The 24584-nt window shown below is 57.3% G+C and carries 15 protein-coding genes; all 15 read left to right on the top strand.

The features are described 5' to 3' along the window. The first annotated feature begins 312 nt into the window (after positions 1-312). The 15 genes from BBD41_RS16975 (at position 313) to BBD41_RS17050 (ending at position 24350) form a co-directional block, all read left to right on the top strand. Positions 313-1410, top strand: a complete 1098-nt coding sequence (locus BBD41_RS16975; RefSeq protein WP_099480670.1) for a DNA alkylation repair protein — start codon at positions 313-315, stop codon at positions 1408-1410. A gap of 297 nt (positions 1411-1707) precedes the next feature. Beyond that, a complete protein-coding gene (locus BBD41_RS16980; RefSeq protein ID WP_099478292.1) occupies positions 1708-4221 on the top strand; it encodes a U32 family peptidase in 2514 nt (837 codons plus the stop codon). A gap of 282 nt (positions 4222-4503) precedes the next feature. After that, positions 4504-6810 carry a helix-turn-helix domain-containing protein gene (locus BBD41_RS16985; RefSeq protein ID WP_237086820.1) on the top strand — a complete coding sequence of 769 codons (2307 nt, stop codon included), beginning with the start codon at positions 4504-4506 and terminating at the stop codon, positions 6808-6810. Positions 6811-7335: 525 nt separating this feature from the next. Continuing rightward, positions 7336-8958, top strand: coding sequence for an extracellular solute-binding protein (locus BBD41_RS16995; RefSeq protein ID WP_099478294.1), 1623 nt, complete (start codon positions 7336-7338; stop codon positions 8956-8958). A gap of 96 nt (positions 8959-9054) precedes the next feature. Then, complete coding sequence (locus tag BBD41_RS17000) at positions 9055-9957, top strand: ABC transporter permease (RefSeq protein WP_007132249.1); 903 nt, start codon at positions 9055-9057, stop codon at positions 9955-9957. Positions 9958-9982: 25 nt separating this feature from the next. After that, entirely contained in the window at positions 9983-10858 is an 876-nt protein-coding gene (locus BBD41_RS17005; RefSeq protein ID WP_007132248.1) for a carbohydrate ABC transporter permease, read from the top strand. Between the two features lie 25 nt (positions 10859-10883). After that, on the top strand, positions 10884-12659 hold the full coding sequence (locus BBD41_RS17010; RefSeq protein WP_099478295.1) for a hypothetical protein: 1776 nt from the start codon (positions 10884-10886) through the stop codon (positions 12657-12659). Next, entirely contained in the window at positions 12656-14890 is a 2235-nt protein-coding gene (locus BBD41_RS17015; protein ID WP_099478296.1) for a glycoside hydrolase family 88/105 protein, read from the top strand. Before BBD41_RS17010 ends, BBD41_RS17015 begins: the two co-directional genes overlap by 4 nt. 134 nt (positions 14891-15024) lie before the next feature. Continuing rightward, positions 15025-16890, top strand: a complete 1866-nt coding sequence (gene iolD / locus BBD41_RS17020; RefSeq protein ID WP_099478297.1) for a 3D-(3,5/4)-trihydroxycyclohexane-1,2-dione acylhydrolase (decyclizing) — start codon at positions 15025-15027, stop codon at positions 16888-16890. Between the two features lie 135 nt (positions 16891-17025). Further along, positions 17026-17940: a myo-inosose-2 dehydratase gene (iolE, locus tag BBD41_RS17025; RefSeq protein ID WP_099478298.1), complete on the top strand. Its 915-nt coding sequence runs from the start codon at positions 17026-17028 to the stop codon at positions 17938-17940. Positions 17941-18327: 387 nt separating this feature from the next. Then, positions 18328-19341: a 5-dehydro-2-deoxygluconokinase gene (iolC, locus tag BBD41_RS17030; protein ID WP_099478299.1), complete on the top strand. Its 1014-nt coding sequence runs from the start codon at positions 18328-18330 to the stop codon at positions 19339-19341. Between the two features lie 318 nt (positions 19342-19659). After that, positions 19660-21105: a CoA-acylating methylmalonate-semialdehyde dehydrogenase gene (locus tag BBD41_RS17035; RefSeq protein WP_099478300.1), complete on the top strand. Its 1446-nt coding sequence runs from the start codon at positions 19660-19662 to the stop codon at positions 21103-21105. Positions 21106-21130: 25 nt separating this feature from the next. Next, a complete protein-coding gene (gene iolG, locus BBD41_RS17040) occupies positions 21131-22162 on the top strand; it encodes an inositol 2-dehydrogenase (RefSeq protein WP_099478301.1) in 1032 nt (343 codons plus the stop codon). 135 nt (positions 22163-22297) lie between these two features. After that, positions 22298-23098 (top strand): 5-deoxy-glucuronate isomerase, encoded by an 801-nt coding sequence (gene iolB / locus BBD41_RS17045; protein ID WP_099478302.1) that lies wholly within the window; start codon positions 22298-22300, stop codon positions 23096-23098. Positions 23099-23342: 244 nt separating this feature from the next. Beyond that, entirely contained in the window at positions 23343-24350 is a 1008-nt protein-coding gene (locus tag BBD41_RS17050; RefSeq protein ID WP_206098250.1) for a LacI family DNA-binding transcriptional regulator, read from the top strand. Positions 24351-24584: the final 234 nt, after the last annotated feature.

Genomic DNA, 24584 nt, shown 5'->3' on the forward strand with positions numbered 1-24584 from the left:
ATGAAAAAGATGCAATGAAAATGGCAAGCGAATTTTGCCCCGAACAAGACCCGTACAGCAAAACGCCCCCCAAATTTGGTAAACTGGAATCATCCCAAGCTTCCAGGTACCTTCCTCAGCGACAGGCGTCTAATAATTTCATCCTACACCACATGATATGGAATGGGAAGGGCACCGAGCACGGCGCTTCCGGTCGCAGGGCGTGAGGTAATACGGGCGGGAAGCCGCATGGCTGGCGCGATTATCGCCCTTTGGATGGAGCGAAAATGGGCAGGAAATGAGAGCGAAAATTTTTTTCATAAGGAGATCGACATGCGAGAAACCTTAAAGGATTTATATACGACAGAATTGCTGCAAACGGTGGCGGGACGGATCGGGGAGGTATATGCCGGGTTCGATGAAGGCCGGTTTCTGGGGCTGATTCATAATGAAGCCTGGGAGCAGGAGGAGTTCAAGCAGCGTGTCCGCCATATCACGATGGCGCTAACCGAAGTGCTGCCTGGCTCGTATCCGAAGGCGGCTGCGATATTGACGCAGGCTGCTCCTTTTTTCCGGGGCGTGGAGTATATTTTCTTCCCGGATTACGTGGAGTTGAACGGCATGGATCAGTGGGAGACGTCGATGGAGGCGCTGGCGGTATTCACGCATTATTCGACTGCCGAATTTGCGGTTCGCCCCTTCGTTATCCGGGACCAGGAGCGAATGCTGGCGCAGATGGCGGCGTGGGCGGAGTCGGATGACGAGCATCTGCGGCGGCTTGCGAGCGAAGGCATCAGACCCCGTCTGCCGTGGGCTCCCCAGCTGCCAAGCCTGATCCGCGACCCGCGGCCGGCGCTGCCGATCCTGGAGCGGCTTAAAGAGGATCCGTCCCTGTATGTCAGAAAAAGCGTGGCGAACCATCTGAACGATATATCGAAGGATCACCCGGAGCTGGTGCTGGAGCTGGCAACGAGTTGGTACGGCAAACATCCGCTGACGGACTGGATCGTCCGGCATGCTCTCCGGAGCTTGCTGCGCAAGGGGGATATCCGGGCGCTTGCGATTTTTGGCTATCAGGAGCTTGAGGAGCTGGAGGGCATCGAAGTGCGCGAGCTCAAAATCAAACGTCCGTTGATCGCGGTAGGGGAGGAGCTGGAATTCAGCTTTCAGGTTGTGAACGATACGGGAAGTCCGGTATCCTTGCGGATCGATTACGAGATCGATTATATGAAGGCGAGCGGCAAGCTGGCTCCGAAGCGCTACAAATGCTCAGACAAGCGGTATGCGCCGGGAAGCTGGACGGTGGAGAAGAAGCAGTCGTTTAAGCTGATTTCCACGCGGCGATTCTATTCCGGCGACCATCGGCTCCATATTATCGTCAACGGCAAGCGGCTGGCGAGTATGGATTTTGTGCTGGAGGGAGCGGAGTAAGGGAAAGCTGCGTGCGGATTCTGGCAACACTATTAAAACGGTGGAAATCAAGCAAGCAGGTAGAAGCAAGGCCCGACTTCTGGTACACTAGATAAGTTGAAAAGCTTTCAATCGCTTTACAATAGATGGTATAACGAATCGTCGTATATTCTATGAAAATGAACGGTGTTTGATGAGGGGCAGATGCAGGGAAGGGACAGGAGAACAGTCTTGCTTAACTGCTGTCGCTTTTTCGTAGAGCACAAGAAGAAAGTATATATAGCATGCCGGCCTGGCGCCGGTTGATGGAGGATATCGATGGACATAAAAGCGTTGCGAAGAGAAGACGTGGAGCTGCTGGCGCCGGCAGGCGATTGGGACTGCATGCGGGCTGCCGTGGCGAACGGCGCGGATGCGATCTTTTTCGGCGTCGAGAAGTTTAACGCCCGGGCGAGGGCGAACAATTTCCGGATGGACGAGCTGCCGGAGATTATGGCATTCCTTCACAGCTACGGGGTAAAGGGGTTCCTGACCTTTAATATTCTGGTGTTTGAGAACGAGCTGGAGGATGCCAAGGAGCTGATCGATGCATGCGTGGACGCCGGCGTGGACGCCGTGATCGTGCAGGATTTGGGACTTGTGAAGCTGATCCGCGAAATCTCGCCGGATTTCCCGATCCATGGATCGACCCAGATGACGATTACATCGCCGGAGGCGGTCGAGTTCACGAAGCCGTTCAATATGGAGCGGGTCGTGCTGGGACGAGAGAACAATCTGAAGCAAATTCAGAAGATTGGCGAGCAAGCGAAGCTGCCGATGGAAGTATTCGTGCACGGCGCGCTGTGCGTGTCATACTCGGGACAGTGCCTGACCTCCGAAATGTGGGGCGGCCGTTCGGCAAACCGCGGCGAGTGCGCGCAGGCATGCCGCCTGCCGTATGATCTGATCGTGGACGGGGAGCAGAAGCCGATGGGCGATGTGGCATACCTGCTGTCTCCGAAGGATCTGGCGGCGATTGACCTGATGCCGGAGCTGATTGAAGCGGGCGTGACTTCCTTCAAGATTGAAGGCCGTCTGAAGAGCCCTGAATATGTGGCGAATGTCGTGAGCAAGTACCGGAAAGCCATCGACCGTTATTTCGACGGCGAGGATGCGCGTCCGAGCAAGGAGGAGGTCCGCGAGCTGCAGCAGAGCTTCTCGCGCGGCTTCACGCATGGTTTCCTGGAAGGCACGAATAATAAAAAGCTGGTTGAGGGCACATTCCCGAAAAGCCGCGGCGTGTATCTCGGCCGGGTGGAGCAGATCCTGCGCGACGGCGTCGTCTGCAAGCTGGAAGCGCCGCTGAAGCGCGGCGACGGCATCGTATTCGATGCAGGCGACCCGACGAAGAAGGAAGAAGGCGGACGCGTCTATGACGTGCGCCGCAAAGGCGTCAAGCTGGAGGGCGAAGCCCAGGAGGGCTGGATCATCGACATCGTGCCGGGCCGCAGCGATGTGGATCTCCGCAAGGTCCACGTCGGCGACCGGATCTGGAAGACGAGCGATCCGGCGCTGGACAAGCGCCTTCGCCAGACGTTCGAGACGGACAAGCCGTACCGGGTGTTTCCGGTTCATGTACGGGTGAGCGGACGTCCTGGACAGCCGCTGTCGACCTGGTGGACCGATGTGCAGAAGGGCACGACGGTCCAGGTGGATTCGGAGCTGGAGCTGGAAATCGCCCAGAAGCGGCCCCTGAATCGGGAGATTCTCGAGGAGCAGCTGGGCCGCCTGGGCGGAACAGTGTTCCAGCTCGAGGAGCTGGACGTCGAGCTGTACGGCGACGTCATCGTGCCGATTCGCGAGCTGAACAGCATCCGCCGCCGTGCGGTGGAGCTTCTTGCCGGCGAGCGGCCGAAGCCGCCCGTATATGTGAAGCGGGCGGTGGAGGTGTACGGCGATGCAGCAGCGCCTTCAGCGCCGGTGAAGCGCGGGGAAGCGCAGCTGACCGCGCTGTGCCGCAGCCTGCCGCAGGTGCAGGCTGCGCTCGAAGCCGGCGTCGAGATGATCTACGCCGACTTCGAGTTCATCAAGCAGTTCCCGGCAGCGGTGGAAGCCGTCCGGGCAGCCGGCAAGCAGATTGCGCTGGCCACGCCGCGCATCCACATGCCGGGCGAGAACGGCTACCATAACAACATCCTGCGCCTCCAGCCGGACGCCGTGCTGGTGCGCAACACCGGGGCGCTGTATTTCTACCTGCGCCACCGGATGGAGAACCCGGGGGCGAAGCATCCCCGGCTGATCGGCGACTTCTCCCTGAACATTGCCAACCACAAAACGGTTGACTTGTTCACCGAAGTCGGCTGCGACGTCGTCACGCCTTCGTATGACCTGAACATCCAGCAGATGGTGGATCTTCTCCGCAAGGCGGACACGTCGAAGCTGGAGATCGTCATCCATCAGCATCTGCCGATGTTCCATACCGAGCACTGCGTGTACTGTACCTTCCTTAGCGAAGGAACGGACTACACGAACTGCGGCCGCCCATGCGAGGAGCATCGGGCATCCCTGCAGGACCGGATCGGCATGTCCCATCCGGTGCGCGTGGACGAAGGCTGCCGCAACACGGTATACAACGCCATTGAGCAGTCCGGCGCGGAATACCTCTCGAACTTCATGGAGCTCGGCGTGCCTCGCTACCGGGTGGAATTCCTGGAAGAAACGCCGGAGCAGGTTCATCAGGTCATCGATCTGTACAACCGTGCTCTTCGCGGAGAGATCAGCGGAACCCAGGTGTGGAAAACGCTGAAGGCGACCAATCAGCTTGGCGTTACGCGGGGGCAGCTGGTGAAATAAAGGGAGCCCGGAAGGATTGTGTATGTAGCTAGCGAGTGAGCGATCCCCTGAACGATAATAAGAGGACGCACAGCGTTTGCAGCATACCGATCCCATAAAGGAAATAAAGCGCGAGGACGCATAACGTTCGAACCAAGCGACCCCAAGCGTGTGAATAAGGAGGAGTGATGCCGGTGCAGGCATCGCTCCTTTTTTTAGCGCCCAGATTGTCGTCCTAATGCAGCAGCTTCATCCATCGGTCCTTTCACCAGGGACGCCCCTCTTTCAGAGAGAGACAAGAACGTGCTACAATATAGCACAAGCATAAGTAAAACGCTTAACCTGGAAGAGAAAGGACTGACCCCTTTGCAGCACAACTGGTATCGCAAGCTGCTTCTCTCCTATTTTCCCATTTTCCTCATTACGATTACGATCATTGTGTTTCTTTCTTTCATTATGTTCAACGAAGCCTCGCGTGAAGAGGCGGCCAAGGCGAACGGGATTTCCACGCGGTTTATTATGGAAGACCTGGACCGGTCCATCAATGCCATCGAAATGGACGTGCTGAACGAAGTGGAGACCAGCTCCCTCTACTCAAGCTATCTGTTCAGCGACCCTTCTTCCGATCAGAACCTGATGCACTCGCTGGTGAAGCGCCTGCGCGGGTTGCAGACGGGAAGCGGCCTGATTGAATCGGTCTATTTGTACCGTCACTCGGATCAGTCGGTGCTAACCACAAGCGGCCAGAGTCCGCTCCAATCGTTTCCGGACCGATCGTTCATCGAGCAAGCTCTGAAGGAGCCCGATTACCGGGGCTGGTCGGCCGTGCGCTCCATGACGGGCCTGGGCGAGAACAAGCCGAAGCAGGTCATCTCCATGCATAAAAATTTGCCGCTCCCCTTCGGCACCCAGGGTCTGCTTGTGATCAACGTCGGCATCTACCGGGTGGAGCAGATGATCAATCCGATGATAAATGACAGCGTTTCCTTTTTGAATATTCTGGACTCCGGCGGAGAGCTGATCTTCGAAGCGTCCCGAATGGGAGGGGATAACCGGGCCAAAGAAGGCAAGGTGCTGACGACGCTGCAATCGGATCAGCTGGGGTGGACGTTTGAAAGCGGCCTCCGGGCGGGCCAGCTCTATGCCTGGGTGTCGGTCGTGTCCTACATCTGGATCGTGATCGGCTTTGTGACCGTGGTGCTCGCCATTATCTACATCGTTTATATTACCAGACGGAACTATCAGCCGATCAAAGCGCTGATGAACCGTGTGGAGTCCATTCAGCTCAGCATGCCGCAGGCGGCCAAGGATGAGCTGTCCATGATCGACAGTGCGCTTGAAAGCCTGATCAGCCGATCCATGGATTATGACAAAAAGCAGCACGAGAATCTTCAGCTTCAGCGCAGCCAGCTGTTTATGGACCTGATCAGCGGGCAGAAGCCCGAGGAGGAGCTGCAATTCCGCATGGCCGAGCTGGCTCCGATGCAGCTGCCGGCAAAGACGGCCGGTTATGCCATGATGCTTGGCGAAATCAATGATTACAGCGGTTTTCGGGACGTTCATACCGTCCGTGACCAGAACGTGCTGAAGTTTGCGCTGATGAACGTGTTCCAGGAAATCTCACGCAACGCCGGCTTCCACAGCTGGCTTGAATGGATTACCGGAAGCCGCGTCGGTATTCTGATTGCATTGCCCGAAGGTGAGGCCGGTTATCGCGAGGGTCTGATCCACGCTGCCGAGGAATGCAGGGGCTGGGTCGAGGACAAGCTCCGCATGTCGGTGAGCTTCGGACTGGGCGGCAGGGTTGCCGGCCTCCATGAGATCGGGACATCGTACCGCTCCGCCTCGGAGGCGCTTGGCCACAGGCTGGCGATGGGCGAGCATACTGTGCTGGTCGGCGACGAGCTGTCCAAAGGCGATTTAAGCCATCTGCTTCCTTATCTGACGGAGATTTCGGAGCTGGTGAAGGACTTCCGCTTAAATAACGAAGGGTGGAGAACCCGGCTGAAGGATATGTTCGTATCGTTCAAGGAAGAGCGGCTGAAGGATGATATCATCCGGTCTCTGGTCAAAAGCATGCTTCAGCTGCTCTCCCGGGAGGTCGGCGCGTTATCCGACGAGCTGCGCAGCCAGCTGTCGGAGGGCCTGGAGCCAGTCCTTGCCGGTGCAGCGACGCTGGATGAGCTGCAGAGCAGCATCAGTGACCACTTAACGGAAATATACCGTACTTACGTAGCGCTCAGCGAAACGAAAAGCTATCGTGCCATGATCAGCGAGATGAAGCATTATATCGAGGAGCATTTTGAGGATCCGGATTTATCCCTCAAGCATCTCAGCGACCGCTTCCAGATCTCCGGAAAGTATGCCAGCTATCTGTTTAAAATGGAATACGATATGAAGTTCGTCGATTTCCTGGTTCAACTGCGGATGAAGCGGGCGGAAGAGCTGCTGGTGAATACCGAGCTTTCGACCCAGGAAATCGCGGAGAAAATCGGGTATGCCAACGCGATAACGTTCGGCCGGGTGTTCAAACGGACGGTGGGGATGACCCCGGGGGATTACCGCAAGCTCAAGATGAAGGCCTCCCCGGGTACGGAGCTGGAATCCTAGAAGGCGGTTGGATGAAGAAAAAACGGTCTGGAATCCTAGAAGGCGGTTTGGATGACGAAGGGGTTCGGATTCCTAGGAAAGCGGTTTGGATTACGAAAACGGTTTATCGTTTATATGGATCAAGCAACGGGTGCAGAACATTCCAAAGCGGAAGCTGCACCCGTTTCGTATTTTACGAATATCGGGCATACCGTAGCCTGTCAATCACGCCGGATCAGGAGTCGCAGCTTGGCAGCAAACGCCGGTGCAGCAGGGCATTCAGCCAACATTTGAAATCGGTTTATTATACGAAAATAGTCATGCGGAATCCGGAAAACCTTATAACCGTGCGGGTTTATAGGTTTGGAATTTGGTTTATTGTCATTCGCCGGCCGCTAAGGCATACTGAGGACACCCGAAAGGTTAAGCGCTTACACTGATGGCGGGCGAAGCTGGATTCCCGGCTGTCCCCGCAGGACATTTTCATTAAAAAAAGATCGGCGCGAATCGACAGGGACATATCTAAAACGAAAAGGGGATGTAACTATGGCGGCAAGCAAGAAAACGTGGGGCAAGCTCGCTAAGCTCTCGCTCGTGATGCTGATGGCCGGAACGGTCGTATTATCCGGATGCTCGTCAAAATCGGGCGGCAGCACCGATGCCTCAGGTGGAAGCACCGGATCCAATGATGGTAAGCAGGTCACGCTGAAGGTCGAAATCTTCGATCGCGGCAATACGCCGGAGCCTTACACCATTACCGACAGTTACCTTACGCGATATATCCAGGACAACTTTGGAACCCCTAACAACATTAAGATGGAATTCGTACCGGTACCCCGTTCGGAAGAAATCAAGAAGCTGAATGTTCTCATGGCCAGCGGCGGCGATGTGCCGGATATCGTGTTTACGTATGACACGCCCACCTTCAACCGTTATGCCGAGCAGGGCGGTTTGACGGAGCTGACCGATCTGATCAACGAGCATGGCCCGAATTTGAAGGCGTTTCTCGATGAGGACGCGATGAGCTACGGCCAGTACATGGGCAAGCAGTTCGCCGTTCCCGGAAAACGGGCATTCCTGGGCAAGTATTCTTCCTTTATCCGCACGGACTGGCTGGATAAGCTCGGCATGGATGTTCCTCAAACGACGGAGGAGCTGTACGAGGTGCTGAAGGCTTTTAAAGAAAAGGATCCCGGGGAAACTGGCGGCAAGGTTATTCCTTTCGGCATGACGATCGAACCGGCGCAATATGATCCGCTGATCTGGTCCTTTATCCAGCCGACCACGGAGGAGCAGAAGTACACATTGATTCAAAAGCTCGGGGCCAACGACTACCCGACTCTGCTGCCGGGCTTCAAGGATGCGCTCCAATTCATGAACAAGCTGTACAATGAAGGGCTGATCAGCCGCGATTTCAGCTTGGACGAGGACAAGAAGCAGCTGACCCAGGACGTGACAAACGGTCTCGTAGGCTTTTTGACGGAGGACTATCCGAACCTGTATTACGCGGACGGCACCTATGATACGCTGCTGAAAAACCAGCCGGATGCCAAGCTGGAGCCGGTGGACCCGTTCACCAACTCCGAAGGCAAGCACGCAAAGCCTGAGTACGCGCCAAACGGCATGTACATCATGATTCCGAAAACTAGCAAGCATGCGGTCGAAGCGATCAAATACCTGAACTGGATGGCGGACCCTGAGAATCTGCTGGCTCTGCAAAACGGCGTGGAAGGCGAAAACTACGAAATGGTCGACGGCATTCCCGTCATCAAGCCGGACGCCCCTCAGGATGTGATTGACCGTCTGTATAACTCCGGCGATATTGCCATTATTGCCAACGGCAACTTTGTCGGCGACGATGCGCAAAACCGGGAGAAGCTGACCACCAACTTCCCGGAGCGATTCCAGGATCTGCACCGCAAGGCGGTGGAAATCGCGGCGACGGATACGTTCAAGCCGATCAACTTTGACCGTCCGATCGAATCGGAAGCGAAGTACGGCACGAACCTGCAGGCGAAATACGAAGAGATGATCGTCAAGACGGCCATGGCCAAACCGGAAGACTTCGAGAAAACCTTCGAAACCACGATGAAGGATTATATGGTCAGCGGCGGCCAGGCGATCCTCGACGAGCGGACCAAGGTTTATCAGGAAATGCAGTCTAAATAACAAGATAATCCGCAGCGGGATATGGGGAAGGACGGCTGTCAACGTTGAGGCCGTTCCTTCGTTCCCGGCGTCATGAGCAAGGAGAGGATGATTCAGATGAGTGGAACCGTTTATCTGCGCCGGTACTGGCAATTATATGCACTGCTTGTTCTGCCGCTGGTTTATTTCATCATTTTCAAATACGGCCCGATGTGGGGCGTTCAGATCGCGTTTAAGGATTTCAATTTCTTTCAAGGCATTACCGGAAGCGAATGGATCGGGCTGGATGCCTTCCGTGAAGTTTTCCAAACCCAGGATTTTTATAAAACATTACGCAACACGCTGATGCTTAACCTGCTGGACCTCCTGGTTTCATTTCCGGCGCCTTTGATTCTGGCGATTATGCTGCACGAGCTCCGGATCCGATGGTTTAAACGGTTATCCCAAACGATTTTGTATATTCCCCATTTCATTTCATGGGTTATTATAGGCGGCATTGTGTATCAGGTGTTCGGCACGCAATCCGGCATGATCAACAACGTGCTGATGGCGCTTGGCTTTGAATCGGTGCCTTTCCTGACAGACAAAGACACGTGGCTCATTACTTACCTGGCGACGGGCGTGTGGCAGAGCGCAGGCTGGGGAACCATTCTCTATCTGGCGGCATTGACCGGCATCAATAAGGAGCTGTATGAAGCGGCGGAGGTGGACGGAGCGGGCCGGTTCAAGCGGATACGGCATATCACGCTGCCGGGCCTGAAGACGACGGTCGTCACGCTGCTCATCATCAATCTCGGCAATATGATCGCGATCGGCTTCGACCGTCCGTTCGTCATCGGCAATAAAGCGGTCATGGATTATTCCGACGTGCTCAGCACCTATGTGTACCGGACAGGTCTTGAATCCGGACAGTATACGCTGGCGACGGTGGTCGGCTTGTTCCAGGCGGTGGTCGGTTTGATCTTCCTGCTGGGCGCGAACTATGCATCGAAAAAGCTGACGGACGAATCCATCATTTAACGTTGTACAGAAAGGAGCTTCACTCATGAGCGAGCGTGTGTCGAACCGTGTTTTTGATACCGTAAACATCATCCTGCTTGCGGTGTTCGTTCTTATTTGCCTGGCACCCTTCTTCCATATTATCGCGATATCCTTCAGCTCCAACCGGGCGGTAACGTCGGGGGACGTGACGTTGTTTCCGGTGGAATTCAGCCTTCAGGCTTATCAATCCGTATTCTCCGATTCCAGCATGATCCGGTCTCTGGGCTTTACGGTGATGCTGACGCTGCTGACGACGGTGATGTGCATGATCATGACGATTATTGCCGCTTATCCGCTGACGAAAAAGAAGCTGAAGGGCCGCAAATTTTTCATGTTCATTATCATCGTGACCATGTTCTTCAGCGGGGGGATCATTCCGGAGTACATCCTCGTAAAAGACTTGAACTTGTTGAATACGATCTGGTCATTGGTTCTGCCGGGATTGATCAGTCCGTTCTATCTCATCATCCTGATCTCCTTCTTCAACGGTATTCCGGAAAGCCTCGAGGAAGCGGCCGAGATTGACGGCACGAGCCAGATCGGGACGATGCTGCGGATTATCTTGCCGCTATCCTTGCCGGTGATCGCGACGCTCAGCCTGTTCTATGCCGTGGGGCGCTGGAACGGATTCCAGGACACGCTCCTGTATATCACGAAGGAAGAGCTCTATCCGCTGCAGCTGAAGCTTTACCAGCTGGTGCAGAACAACATGATTACGGATTTGACCCGCAACGAGGGACCTTCCGCAGGTATCAGAGCAGCCACGGAAAGCCTGAAAGCGGCGAGCGTCGTGTTTGCCACGGTACCGATTCTGATCGTGTACCCTTGGCTGCAGCGTTACTTTGTCAGCGGTGTTATGCTGGGAGCGGTAAAAGGTTAGGGATGACGGAGATCAGGGGGAGCTTATGATGTATAACAGGGTTTTTGAAGTGAACGACAGCTGGGTGCGGGAGGCGATGGACCGTCAGATCATGGAGCCGGAGTACCGCTGGTACGGCGGGGTCCGCACGATCGAGAACGGGCTGCCTTCGCCCAACCATAACAGCGGGACGCCGACCGCCATGGCCATCTGGGCCGCCGCGCTTTGCAATCCGGCATCCGAATATTACCGCAATCACGAGCTGGCCCGTCGATTTGCGCTTGCCGCGCGTTACATGCTTGCGGCTCAGCATAGCGACGGCACGATATCGCCCGGCTGGACGAATTTCCATTCCCCGCCGGATACCGCCTTCGTGGTGGTTGGTTACGCGCAAACCGCGCAGCTGCTTATGGCTGACGGCTGGGAGGACTTGAAGGATGCGGTTGCGGATATGCTCCTGTTCCTGGAACGGACCTTGCCCGCGCTGATTACCGGAGGCTGCCATACGCCGAATCATCGGTGGGTCATCTGCGCGGCGCTGGGCTTCTTGAATGAGCTCTTTGATTCGCCGGACGCCTTGAAGCGGGCCCGGGAGTGGCTCGCGGAAGGCATGGATGCCACGGCGGACGGGGAGTGGACCGAGCGCAGCAACGGGATTTACAACGTCGTCAGCGATGTCATGCTGATTCATGCGGCCAGGCTGCTGAAGCGTCCGGATCTTCTGGTGCCGGTCCGGGCCAACCTGAAGATGATGTCCTATCTGGTCCACCCGGACGGAGAGATCGTCACCGAATATTCCGGCCGGCAGGATTTCGGCCAAAGCTTCGATATGTCGGGGTATTTTCTGCCGTGTCTGATGATGGCTTCACTGGACGGGGACCCGGTATTCCAAGGCATGGCCGAACAGTCGCTGGCTTTGCTGAAGCATCCCGGCGGAGCGCCGACGAATGCCGCCGTGCGGCTGCTGCTGGATCCAGGGCTTCTGCGTGAAGGTGCGGAGACGAAGCCGATGCCGGAGAACTACCGAATCGTGCTGAACGGTGATTTTCCCAGGGAGCGCTATCTGTCCGGCTTTGCAGACGCCGGCCATCACGGCGTTATCCGCTACAGCCGGATGCACACGGATTTTGGCGCCCCGGTGGCGCGAATCCGCGAGGGCCATACCAGTGTGACGGTAAGCACGGAGATGTCTTCCTTCTTTTCGCTCCGACATGGTGCGGCCCGCCTGCTCGGCGTGCAGTTTGCCTCGTATTTCGAGCCCGGCTTCGTCAAGATGAGCCGGATGGCACCGCTTGAGCAGGGATACCGGCTATCCGGCGAACAGGAAAAGGGCTACAACGGCCCGGTGCCGGAAGCCGATCTGCCTGCAAGCGCAGGCGAAGACGTCAGCCCTTGGTACTTGCTGCCGCATCACTGCCGCCCACAGACGCATCTCCAGCGGCACAAGGTGGAGGTGGATGTGGTGGAGACGAGCGAAGGCTGGAAGCTGGTCATTTCCTCGACAGAGCCGGAGGATGTCGTGTCGCAAATCTCGCTTATTTTTCCTGCTGCCGGAGCCCTTAGCGGCGGTGAGCTTGCTCCTGCGGGCGTGGATACCCAGTTCTGGATGGGAGGGAGCATCCGTTATGAAGCGGGCGGCGACTGGATGGAGATCAGCGGCGCCGGATTTGAGCATACGGCGGCAGGCGTCCGGGAAGCGGCGTATCCGCTCGGGTTCCGTACGCTGCTGCTGAACGTGGTGACTCCGTTCGTGAAGGAGATTGACATCAAGCTTTCTCCGATGGCAGCGCACGGCCGAACGGAAGGAGGCGAATCTTCATGACAAGCTATATCGAGGCCCGCGAGAGCATCCGGTATTGGCTCGGCGATGATGATGCCGGCATTCTGAAGACGATTGCCGGGCGCTACATCGGGGCGAACCCGGAAATTCCGTTCGCGCTGCGGTCGTTCGCCGGTACGGGGATTCTTCAGACCGGAGAAGGGTTCTACGACTTTAACTTCGGCGACCGGTTTCGGGATGCGAAGCAGGGAGACGCTGCCTTTGCGCTTGGTCTGGTGTGGAGCGACGATGAACGGTCGCTGGATGCCGCGATCATGCCGTTCAGCCCGGTCCGCTTCTATCTGAACGAGCAGCTGATGTACCGTTCAGGAGCCGAGGACGAGATGAAGCCCGATGCGAAGATTGTCATTCCGCTGGTATTGAATCCGGGCTGGAACACGTTGTTGATTGAGGCACGCAGGACTGAGGCCGGATTCGGCTGCCGCTTTGGCGCCCAGGAGGGCAAGGTCCGAATCCTGCAGGTGCTGTCCCCGTTTGCGGACCGGAAGGGGGCTGCCGGCTGGGCGTATGCCGGGCCGCTGACGGCCGGCCTATTCGGCGAAAGCGGCCGCTTTCCGAACGCTCACGGAAGCGAAGACGAAACGGGTGTGAGCTGGCTCCCGGTTACAGGCTGGAGCGAGCAGGAAGCGGTGAAGCCGAATTTTGAGCGAATGTTCGGCTTGCCTGGGGCAGCGGTATCGGGGTATGCCTGGAGCCGATTGAAGGTGCCTGCCGCCGCCGATCCGATTGAGCTTAGGGGCCGTGCTTGGGGCAGGCTGCAGGTCTGGATCGGCGGACATCCTGTACCGGTCCTTGACCTTCAAGAGGGAGGAGGCTTCCGCTGTGAGCTGCCTGCCGCGAGCTGCCGAGGGGATTTGCTGGTCCGCTGCAGCAGCGGGCCGTCCGGATGGGGATTTCAGCTTCAGGCCTATCATGCGGGGGAAGAGCTGGAATTCGTGCTCCCGGTTCCGGTACAGGGGGCGCCGTCTCCTTGGTTGTATGCCGGCCCGCTGGCGGCAGCGAAGGAGGAAACGCCGGAGGAGGTGTGCACGGTCAAAAGGCTGTTCCGGCTCGCGGACGGCCGCGGCTTGACCGGATGGTCCCTGGATGCGCCGGGCTGCCGGGTCAGGCCGTTCTATGAGAACGCCATGCTGAGCAACAAATGGACCTCCGGCTCGGCCAGCAACTTCGGGCGTTGGGACTATCCGCTCGGCGTGACGATGTACGGTCTGCTGCAGACCGCTCGAATCTTGAGGCGGCCGGATGTTGCGGAATATGCCCGGGCACATATCGGCATCTGCACGTCATGGTACGAATACGCGGTCTGGGACCGGGATACGTACGGCTTTCCGTCCATTAACCATCAGCTGGTGCTGATTAAAATGCTGGACAACTGCGGTTCTTTCGGCTCCGCGATGCTGGAAGCCTATGCGGAAAGCGGCGGCAGTCCGGAGGATTTGAAGGTCGCGGAGGTCATTGCGGATTTTATGGCGAACCGCTTGGAACGCCGGGAGGACGGGGCTTTTTACCGGCTGTGCGTTTCCGAGTATTCCGCGGATACGATGTGGGCGGACGATCTGTACATGAGCACGCCGTTCTTGTCGCGGTACGCCGGGATTACAGGCGATTCCTCCTATCTGGACGAAGCGGCAAGGCAGTTTCTGAGATACCGGGAGTATCTGTTCATGCCGGAGGAGGGCGTGATAAGCCACGTATTTGATTTCAAATACGGGAAAGCGACACGGATACCGTGGGGACGCGGAAACGGCTGGAGCCTGTTCTCCCTATCCGAGCTGCTGGAGCGCCTGCCGGACGATCATAAGGACCGCCCGGCACTGCTTGGATTTTTCCGCGAGCTGTGCGCCGGGATCGCTTCCTATCAGGGCGAGTCAGGGCTCTGGAGACAGGTCATTACCGATCCGGAGGCTTATGAGGAGGCTTCCTGCACGGCGATGTTCGCTTACGCCTTTGCCAGAGGCGTGAGGTTTGGCTGGCTGGAGAATCCCGGACGGTTTGCCGAGGCTGCCATTCGGGCATGGCAAGGGCTGACCGAGCATGCCATCGATCGCAGCGGCAGCGTGCATGGGGTGTGCAGCGGGTCCCGTTATTCCTTTACGGGGGACTATTACAAGCATGATCTGCTTACGGTGCTGAACGACAACCACGGGATCGGCATCATGATGCTGTCGTGCGTGGAAATTATGAAATTGAAAGGCATGCAGGGCCTCCAGTAAGGCATACACTTTCGTTAAAGCGCTTAATCCGCCAAAGGATATAAGCGCTTCGGTGTACTAGGTTAAGCGCTTAATTCATAGATGGCTTGCCCGTTAGGATTCAAGAGAAGATAAGCGAAAAGGAGATGAACCGGTTGACAACGACACGATTAACAATGGCGCAGGCGCTGCTGAGGTTCCTGGATGCACAGTATGTTTCTGTCGACGGAGTGGAGACGAAATTTGTGCACGGGGTGATGGGGATTTTCGGGCACGGCAATGTGACCGGTCTTGGCGAGGCGTTGGAACGAAGCGCGGGGGACCTGGTTTATGTGCAGGGCAAAAACGAACAGGGCATGGTGCATGCGGCTGCGGCCTATGCCAAGCAGAAGAATCGCCGGCAGATTTGGGCCTGCACCTCATCCATCGGTCCCGGTGCCTTGAATATGGTTACCGCGGCAGCTACGGCAACGGTGAACCGCATTCCGGTGCTGCTGCTCCCAGGCGACAATTTCGCCTGCCGTCAGCCTGATCCGGTGCTTCAGCAGATCGAGGCCCCGTCGGATTATACCGTTTCGGCCGCCGATGCATTCAAGCCGGTGAGCCGGTACTGGGATCGGATATCCCGGCCGGAGCAGCTGATCGCAGCGGCACGGCAGGCGATCCGCGTGCTGACTGATCCGGCGGAGACGGGAGCGGTGACGCTGGCGCTGCCGCAGGATGTTCAGGCTGAGGCGTATGACTATCCGGATTCGCTGTTCGAGAAAACCGTGCATGTCATCGATCGCCGCCCGCCGTCGGCGGAAGGGCTGCAGCGGGCAGCCGCATGGATTGCCGCGAGCAAGCGCCCGCTGATCATCGCCGGAGGCGGCGTGCATTACAGCGATGCAACCGGCGACCTGGCTGCTTTTGCAGAGGCCTTCGGGATTCCGGTCGCCGAAACGCAGGCCGGCAAAAGCGCGCTTCCCTGGAATCACCCCTTGAACCTGGGGGCGATCGGCGTAACCGGCTCGCTGGCGGCGAACCGTACCGCGGCAGAAGCAGATTTGATCATCGGCATCGGTACCCGGTATACGGACTTTACGACGTCTTCCAAATGGGCATTTCAGCGGGATGATGTTTCGTTCCTGAACCTGAACGTCAACGGTGCGGACAGCGTTAAGCTTGGCGGCGAAGCGCTGGTGGCCGATGCGAAGGAAGGGCTGAAGGCGCTGCATGCTAAGCTGTCGCAGGACGGCTATCAAGCCGCATATGAAGAAGGCGAGCTCGCCGGGCTGAAAGGGGAGTGGGACCGCGAGGTGGATCGGCTGTACGCGGCCGAGCATCCGGATGGCTTGTCGCAGACGAGGGCGCTTGGCGTCATCAATGAGGTCATCCCCCCGACCTCGGTCATCGTCTGTGCGGCAGGCAGTCTTCCAGGGGATCTGCATCGGTTATGGCGAGCCCCCGAAGCGAAGACGTATCACATGGAGTATGGGTTCTCCTGTATGGGGTATGAGGTTAGCGGCGCGCTTGGTGTGGCCATGGCAGAACCGGACCGCGAGGTCTATGCGCTGGTCGGCGACGGCAGTTATCTGATGATGCACTCGGAGCTGGTCACCAGCTTGCAGGAAGGCTGCAAGATCACGATTGTACTGTTCGACAACCACGGCTTCCAGTGCATTCACAACCTGCAGCGGAGCAACGGCAGCGACGGCTTCGGCAACGAATTCCGCCGCCGCGAGGAGGGCACGGGCCGCCTGACCGGTGAATACCTTCCGATTGATTTCGCCGCGCACGCGCGGGCGCTCGGCGCCAAAGCCTACAAGGCCGGCACGCCGGAGGAGCTGCGGGCAGCGCTGCTTCAGGCCCGGCAGGAAACCGTCACGACCCTGATCGAGATTCCGGTCGTTCCGGGAACGAACACCGACGGTTACGAGTCCTGGTGGCGCGTGGAGGTGCCGGAGGTGTCCGTATCGAGCAAGGTGACGGAGGCCCAGCGCGAGATGGCCGCCCGGAGCAAGGAAGCAAGGCCTTACTAAGTTGGAAAAGGAGTTGTTCATTGTCTCAAACCAAGGAGGTAGCATAGCTGCCTCGGGCGATGAAGTTGGTCCGACTATGGGATCTGGAGTAAGGAAGCATACTACTCTACCAAACAAAGCAAAGGAGCGCTGGATATGGGCAACAGGCTGTTCAAGCTGGGGATTCACCCCATCAACTGGGTCGGCGAGGATGTCAGAGAGCATGGAGATGACACAACGTTTGAAACGATTGTGGATGATATTGCGGCTTTGGGTTTGACAGGCACGGAGATGGGCAGGAAATTCCCGAAGGATCCGGCGGTGCTGAAGCGGGAGCTGGAATCCCGCGGCATTCAATTGGTCTCGCAGTGGAAGTCCGTGCTGTTCTCCGATCCCGCTTACCGGAAGCAGGAGCTGGAGGACTACCGCCAGCATGCGGAGTTTCTGGCCGGCTTCGGCAGCAAGGTCATCAGCACGGCGGAGGTTGGAGGCTCGCTGCACTTCGATCCCCGGCGGACGCCGAACGAGAGTGTCGTTCTACGACTGGATGACGCCGGATGGGAAAGCCTGGCGGAGGGACTCAACCAGGCCGGCGAAATTGCGGCGAGCTACGGCATGAAGCTGACGTATCATCACCACGGCGGCACGGTCGTGGAGCAGCCGGCCGAAATCGACCGGCTGATGGCAATGACCGACCCTTCGCTCGTGTTTCTCCTCTACGATACCGGCCATGCCTACTACGGGGGAAGCGATCCGCTCGAGCTGCTCCGCAAGCATTATGACCGAATCGCGTATATCCACCTGAAGGATATCCGGCATGAAATCTTGGAGCAGGCACGTCTGGATGGCTGCGATTTCGTGAGCTGCATCCGCAGGGGCGTGTTCACCGTTCCCGGCGATGGCTGCATCGATTTTACGCCGATTATCGGAGAGCTCGTAGAGCGCGGTTATAACGGCTGGGCGATGCTGGAGGGCGAGCAGGACCCTGCGCTGCATCCGGCCAAGGCGTATGCTGAGCGGGCGATCGAATATCTGGATCGTCTGGAGGGCCATCTCAAGTCGCAGGTCTGACACTGCTCGGCTCGCGGGCCGAAACCAGGCTGATGGCAAATTCGGAAGGTTCAAAATGCAGTGCAGGATACCAGCTTGCTTATCGGACACCAGGCAAATCCTGATTTTAACTATCAAAATAAGTTGGACTTAAGAGAACGATGCAGGCAAGGGAGTGAAATGATTCCGAAGAAGTCGAAAGCTTTCTGAAGGAAAGCTGCATCGGAAGCATCCGCTGGGGTCGCCTTTGGTTTCTGAGAAACCAACAGCGATTGTAGGAATATTTTACGTACTTGCCTAACGTACATTCATTTGTTCAACTTACAAGTGATTCGGGCCATTAAAAAGCCGAGCCATACATTTCTATGAGTGCTCAGCGTGGGCCGATCTGATCAAGGAGGTTCAGCCATGAGTGAAATCACGTTCAACGACCAAAAACCGGTGGATTTTGTCGCCGTGGGGAGATTATGCATCGACTTGAATGCGAATGAGATTAACCGGCCGATGGAAGAGACGAGCACGTTTACCAAGTATGTGGGCGGGTCCCCGGCCAATATCTGTATCGGGATGGCCCGCCTGGGCCTGAATACGGGCTTCATCGGCAAGGTGGCGGACGATCAGATGGGGCGTTTTATTACCCAATACCTGAAGGATAACGGAATCGCGACGCAGGGCGTAACGACCGACCGTACCGGAGCCGTGACGGGGCTGGCTTTTACCGAAATTAAAAGTCCGACTGACTGCAGCATCCTGATGTACCGCGATAACGCTGCGGATTTGCTGCTGGAGACGGGGGACGTGAACGAGGAATTGATCGCCTCCGCCAAAATGGTGCTGATCTCCGGAACCGCGCTTGCGGCCAGCCCTTCCCGGGAAGCCGTGTTTCTGGCTCTGGAATATGCCAAGCAACACGGCGCCGTAATTGCATTTGATCTGGATTACCGTCCGTACACTTGGAAATCCCCTCAGGAAACGGCGACTTATTATAACCTAGCGGCTGAAAAATGCGACATCATCCTCGGCACGCGCGAGGAGTTCGACATGATGGAGCAGTTTGGAGGCAACCCGGAGCGGAGCGACCGCATCACGGCGCACAAGTGGTTTGACTACAGCGCCAGGATCGTCATTATCAAGCACGGCAAGGAGGGCTCCATCGCATATACACCGGACGGCACCAGCCATACGGCTCAAAGCTTTCCGGCAAAGGTCATCAAGACGTTCGGGGCAGGGGATTCTTACGCCGCAGGCTTTCTGTACGGTCTAATGCAGGGCTGGACCATTGAGCGGTCCATGGAATTCGGCAGCGCGGCGGCGAGCATTGTCATCTCCAGCCACAGCTGCTCCGATGCCATGCCGACAAGCGAAGCGGTTCACGATTATATGGAGCGCTGTAAACGCGGGGAAATCACGGCTAATACTTAGGCACCGAGCATCTGACCCTTCTTTTACGCTGACTTGTATCATCGCTTCGCGAAGGCTCTCCAATCGAATTTCCTGATTTTATCGAAGGTCCTGACGGATTCTGCTGAATATCCTGAGTGATCTCAACAAATTATCCTGAGTGCTCTCAATATATCTGCAGTGATCTCAATATATCTGTAGTGATCTCAATAACTATCTTTAGTGATCTCAACAACAAGCCTGACTAATCTCAATAACTATCCTGACTGATCTTAACCAATATCCTAACGGATCCTATCAAATACGCTAACTGATTCAATCGAAAGGGGCCAACCAGCCATGACGCAAACCCTGAGCAATTATATCGGCGGACATTTTGTGCCATCCCGATCCGAAAAAACCGATCCCGTCTACAATCCGGCGACGGAGGAGATTCTCGCTTACGTGCCGCTTTCGACCAAGGAGGAGGTAGACCTGGCGGTGCAGGCAGCAGCCAAAGCGGGGCGCTCCTGGGCGAAGACCGCCGTGCCTCGCCGCGCGCGCATTCTGTTCAAGTATCAGCAACTGCTTGTGGAGCACTGGGAGGAGCTGGCCCGCCTCATTACGGCGGAGAACGGCAAAAGCTATGCCGAAGCCTACGGCGAGGTGCAGCGCGGCATCGAGTGCGTGGAATTTGCAGCCGGTGCGCCCACGCTGATGATGGGCAAACAGCTTCCCGACATCGCCACCAATCTGGAGTCCGGGATGTACCGTTATCCGATCGGTGTTGTAGCCGGCATCACGCCGTTCAACTTCCCGATGATGGTGCCGTGCTGGATGTTCCCGCTCGCCATCGCCTGCGGCAATGCGTTCGTGCTGAAGCCGTCGGAGCGCACGCCGCTCTTGGCCCAGCGCCTGGCGGAGCTGTTCGCGGAAGCCGGCCTTCCGGACGGCGTGCTCAACATTGTTCATGGCGCGCATGACGTGGTCAACGGCATTTTGGAGCATCCGGGCATTGCTGCCATATCCTTTGTAGGCTCTCAGCCGGTGGCGGAGTATGTGTACAAAACCGCTTCCTCCTACGGCAAGCGCGTCCAGGCCTTGGCCGGAGCCAAAAACCACAGCATCGTGATGCCATCAGCCGACTTGGACGCAGCCGTCACCCAAATCGTCAGCGCGGCCTTCGGTTCAGCCGGTGAGCGCTGTATGGCCTGCTCCGTGGTGGTAGCGGTTGGGGACGTAGCGGAGCCGCTCATCGGGAAGCTGAAGCAGGCGGCCGATGAAGTCTCCATCGGCAACGGGGCGGATGAAGGCGTCTTCTTGGGGCCAGTCATCCGGCAAGCCCACAAGGAGCGGACGCTCTCTTACATTGAGGCAGGCGAGCAGGAAGGAGCCAAACTGGTCCGTGACGGACGGAGGGATGACGCCGCGAACGGTGAGGGGTATTTTGTCGGACCGACGATTTTTGATGAAGTGACCTGCGAGATGAAGATCTGGAGGGACGAGATTTTTGCGCCGGTGCTATCCGTCATGCGTGCAGAAACGCTGGAGGAAGCCATTGAAATTTCCAACCGCTCGGACTTCGCCAATGGTGCCTGCCTGTTCACACAGGACGGCAGCGACGTGCGCCAGTTCCGCGAGCATATCGATGCCGGCATGCTGGGCGTCAACCTCGGCGTTCCTGCGCCGATGGCATTCTTCCCGTTCTCCGGCTGGAAAAACTCCTTCTATGGGGACCTGCATGCGAACGGCACCGACGGCGTGGAATTCTATACCCGAAAGAAAATGGTAACGGCACGCTGGTAAGCTCATAAGCGGAGGAGACATTCATATGAAAACCATTAAAATCGGCATTATCGGTGCCGGACGAATCGGCAAAATCCATGCGGATCATCTGCTGCACATGCCGGGCGCGGAAATTGCGGCCATCAGCGATCTATACGCTGCAGACGAGCTGCGTGCTTGGGCCATGGAGCGGGGCATAGCCGTAGTTACGAACAACAGTACCGAGATCATGGAGCATCCGGATATCGATGCCGTATTCATCTGCTCCTCGACGGATACGCATGTCCCGCTGATCAAGCAGGCCGCGGCGAACGGCAAGCATATCTTTTGCGAGAAGCCGGTTAGCATGAGCGTAGAGCAGACCCGCGAGGCGCTCGCGGCCGTGGAGGCAGCCGGCGTGAGTCTGCAGATCGGCTTCAACCGCCGGTTCGACCATAATTTCAGCCGGGTCCGCGAGATTGTGTCCGATGGGAAAATCGGGGAGCCGCATTTGATCAGGATTACCTCCCGCGATCCGAATCCGCCGCATCCGGATTATATTAAGGTGTCGGGCGGGCTGTTTATGGATATGGCGATTCATGATTTTGACATCGCCCGTTTTCTTTCGGGCAGTGAGGTGGTCGAAGTGTACGCCCAGGGAGCGGTGCTGGTAGATCCTGCGATCGGCGAACAGGGTGATATTGACACGGCCGTTACGACGCTGCGGTTTGCAAGCGGGGCGCTCGGCGTCATCGACAACAGCCGCAAGGCGGTTTACGGCTATGATCAGCGGGTCGAGGTATTCGGCTCCGGGGGCAGCGTTTCCGCCGACAACGATTATCCGAGTACCGCTGTCGTCAGCGGCCCGGAGGGCGTCACCCGCGACAAACCGTTGTACTTCTTCCTGGAGCGGTATAAAGAAGCGTACATCAACGAAACGCGTCAATTTATCGAGAGCCTGCAAAACGGCACGCCCGTGCCGGTCAGCGGCCATGACGGCCTGCAGGCGGAGCTGATTGCCTTGGCGGCCAAGCGCTCGCTGGAGCAAGGCCGTCCTGTGAAGCTGGCTGAGCTCACCGGCATTTCCACGGTAAGCTAAGCCTGAAGAGGATGTATCGGAGCGGCACTAGGCCTGCGCCTGCGGGATGAACACCGATCCTATGACATGAGTGTCCGCTCAGGCTCGCTCCATTCATCAATTGCAAAAAAGATATTTTAGAGGAGGGAAAGAATCATGCTGAACCTAATTGTGCCTTCTACGGCTCCGGACCGGGACGGATGTGTGCTGTCCATAACGCCTGAAAGCGCAGGCTGGGAATATGTAGGCTTTGAGGTATACCGTTTAAGCGAAGGACAGACGCTGAGCCGGGGGACGGAAGATAAGGAAGCGGCTCTTGTACTGCTGTCCGGCCGTGCCGATGTGAAGGCTGGTGGAGAGCGCTGGAACAACATTGGCCAGCGGATGAGCGTGTTTGAAAAGACGCCGCCCTATACGGTATATGTTCCTTCGCAGGAACAGTACGAAGTCACGGCGCTTACCGAGCTGGAGCTGGCGGTCTGTCTTGCTCCGGGGCAAGGCAACCATCAGGCCCGGCTGATCGCGCCGGAGGATGTCGGCGTCGAAAACCGCGGCAGTGGAAGCATGTCGCGCCTGGTGCATAACATTCTACCGGAGCAAAAGCCGGCGGACAGCCTGCTGGTGGTCGAGGTGTTTACGGATGGAGGAAACTGGTCCAGCTATCCGCCGCACAAACATGACCGCGATGAGCTGCCGGAGGAATCCCGGCTGGAGGAAACCTACTACTTCCGGGTGCAGCCGGAACAGGGCTTTGCCGTACAGCGGCTCTACACCGACGATCGTTCGCTGGACGAGACGATGGCGGTCAAGGACGGCCAGGCGGTTATGGTGCCCGAGGGCTACCATCCAGTTTCGGCGCCTCCCGGATATGACGTGTACTACCTGAACGTCATGGCAGGGCCGAAGCGGGTCTGGAAGTTCCGCAACGATCCGGATCATGACTGGCTAATGAAATAAGGGGCAAGCTGGTCTATTTTTCCCGTCAGCTGCTCCTCGGTTATGTGTTGTCAAAAGGATGGCTGCTGCAACGAGGATAGTGGAGTCCATGCTTGTACGATAAGCCTCGTGAAATACATTTTAACTTATTGTTTTAAGAGACTGGTCCGCATCAATGGGATCGAGGCTAAAATGGCCTTGCGCGAAGCGGGCCGGGAGCGCATAATGATTTAAATGCCAAAATTAAACAAATGGAGCACAAGGGATGATCAAAGCGACTATTTATGACGTTGCGCGCGAAGCCGGCGTCTCCATTGCGACCGTCTCTCATGTCATTAACGGCAAGGGCAAGATCAGCCGCCAACGGCGTGAAGAGATTTTGAATATCATGAAGCGCTTGAATTACCGGCCAAACGCGATTGCCTCCGCCCTCGCCAGCAAAAGAACCTATACCCTCGGCCTGCTCGTTCCCGATATCTCCAACCCGTTTTTTGCCGAGATTGCGCGCGCCGTTGAGGACCGCGGACATCAGCTTGGGTACAGCGTCATCATCTGCAGCACGGACAACAATGAAGAAAAGGTAAAACGTTATGTCAGTCTGCTGAAGCAAAAGCAAGTGGATGGCGTCATTATCGGCACGGGTGTATCCCACGGCGAGCTGCTTAAGCCGCTGCAGGAGCATTCGCTGGCGATCACGCTCATCGCCCGGGACCATCCGGAGCTTGGGGCGAGCTGCGTTCGGGTTCATGATCTCGACGGCGGGCGTCTGGCTGCCGAGCATTTGCTTCGCCTCGGCCACCGCAGGCTGGCGGTGCTTGCGGAGAATGAGCGGGTGACGAGCAGCGGTGAGCGGGTAAGAGGGTTTGTCGAGACTGCAGCCTCGTTCGGCGTGGAACTGCCTCCGGATCATATTGCAGTCTGCGACCATAAGATCGAGGATGGATACCGGAGAGCCAAGACTATGCTGCAGCTGGCGGAGCAACCGACGGGGCTGTTCTGCTGTAACGACCTGCTGGCGATCGGGGCACTTCAGGCGATTCGCGAGCTCGGGCTGCGCGTGCCGGAGGATTGCTCGGTCGTCAGCTTTGACGATACGATCCTGGCGCGTGTCACCGATCCGCCGCTCACCGTGATCGCCCAGCCGATCGAGGAGATGGGCCGCTTGGCGGTTGACCTGGTGGTGCAGGATCTGGCCGGACAGAGCGATCCCGCCCGGCGGATGGTGCTTCCCCCGGAGCTGGTGGTCCGCGGCTCAACAGCGCGGCTATTATAGAAACTTTTTAATAAATCCGAAGAAGCCTTCCAATATGCATTGCTCTTACCAGCTTGTCATCGTTGTAGACGATGCATGAAGGGGATCACCCACGTATTGCATGGCTCTCGGGGCGATGATCTGCTTGACTCTACACCTCCATGGGCGAGGCCTTCCCGCAAAGCTTGCGTAAAAGCAGCTGCAGGAAGGCTTTTTTGCGTGGGCTGGTAGAGGCTTTGCAGCCACTACTGGATC

The sequence above is a fragment of the Paenibacillus ihbetae genome, assembly GCF_002741055.1.
Classification (GTDB): domain Bacteria; phylum Bacillota; class Bacilli; order Paenibacillales; family Paenibacillaceae; genus Paenibacillus_AQ; species Paenibacillus_AQ ihbetae.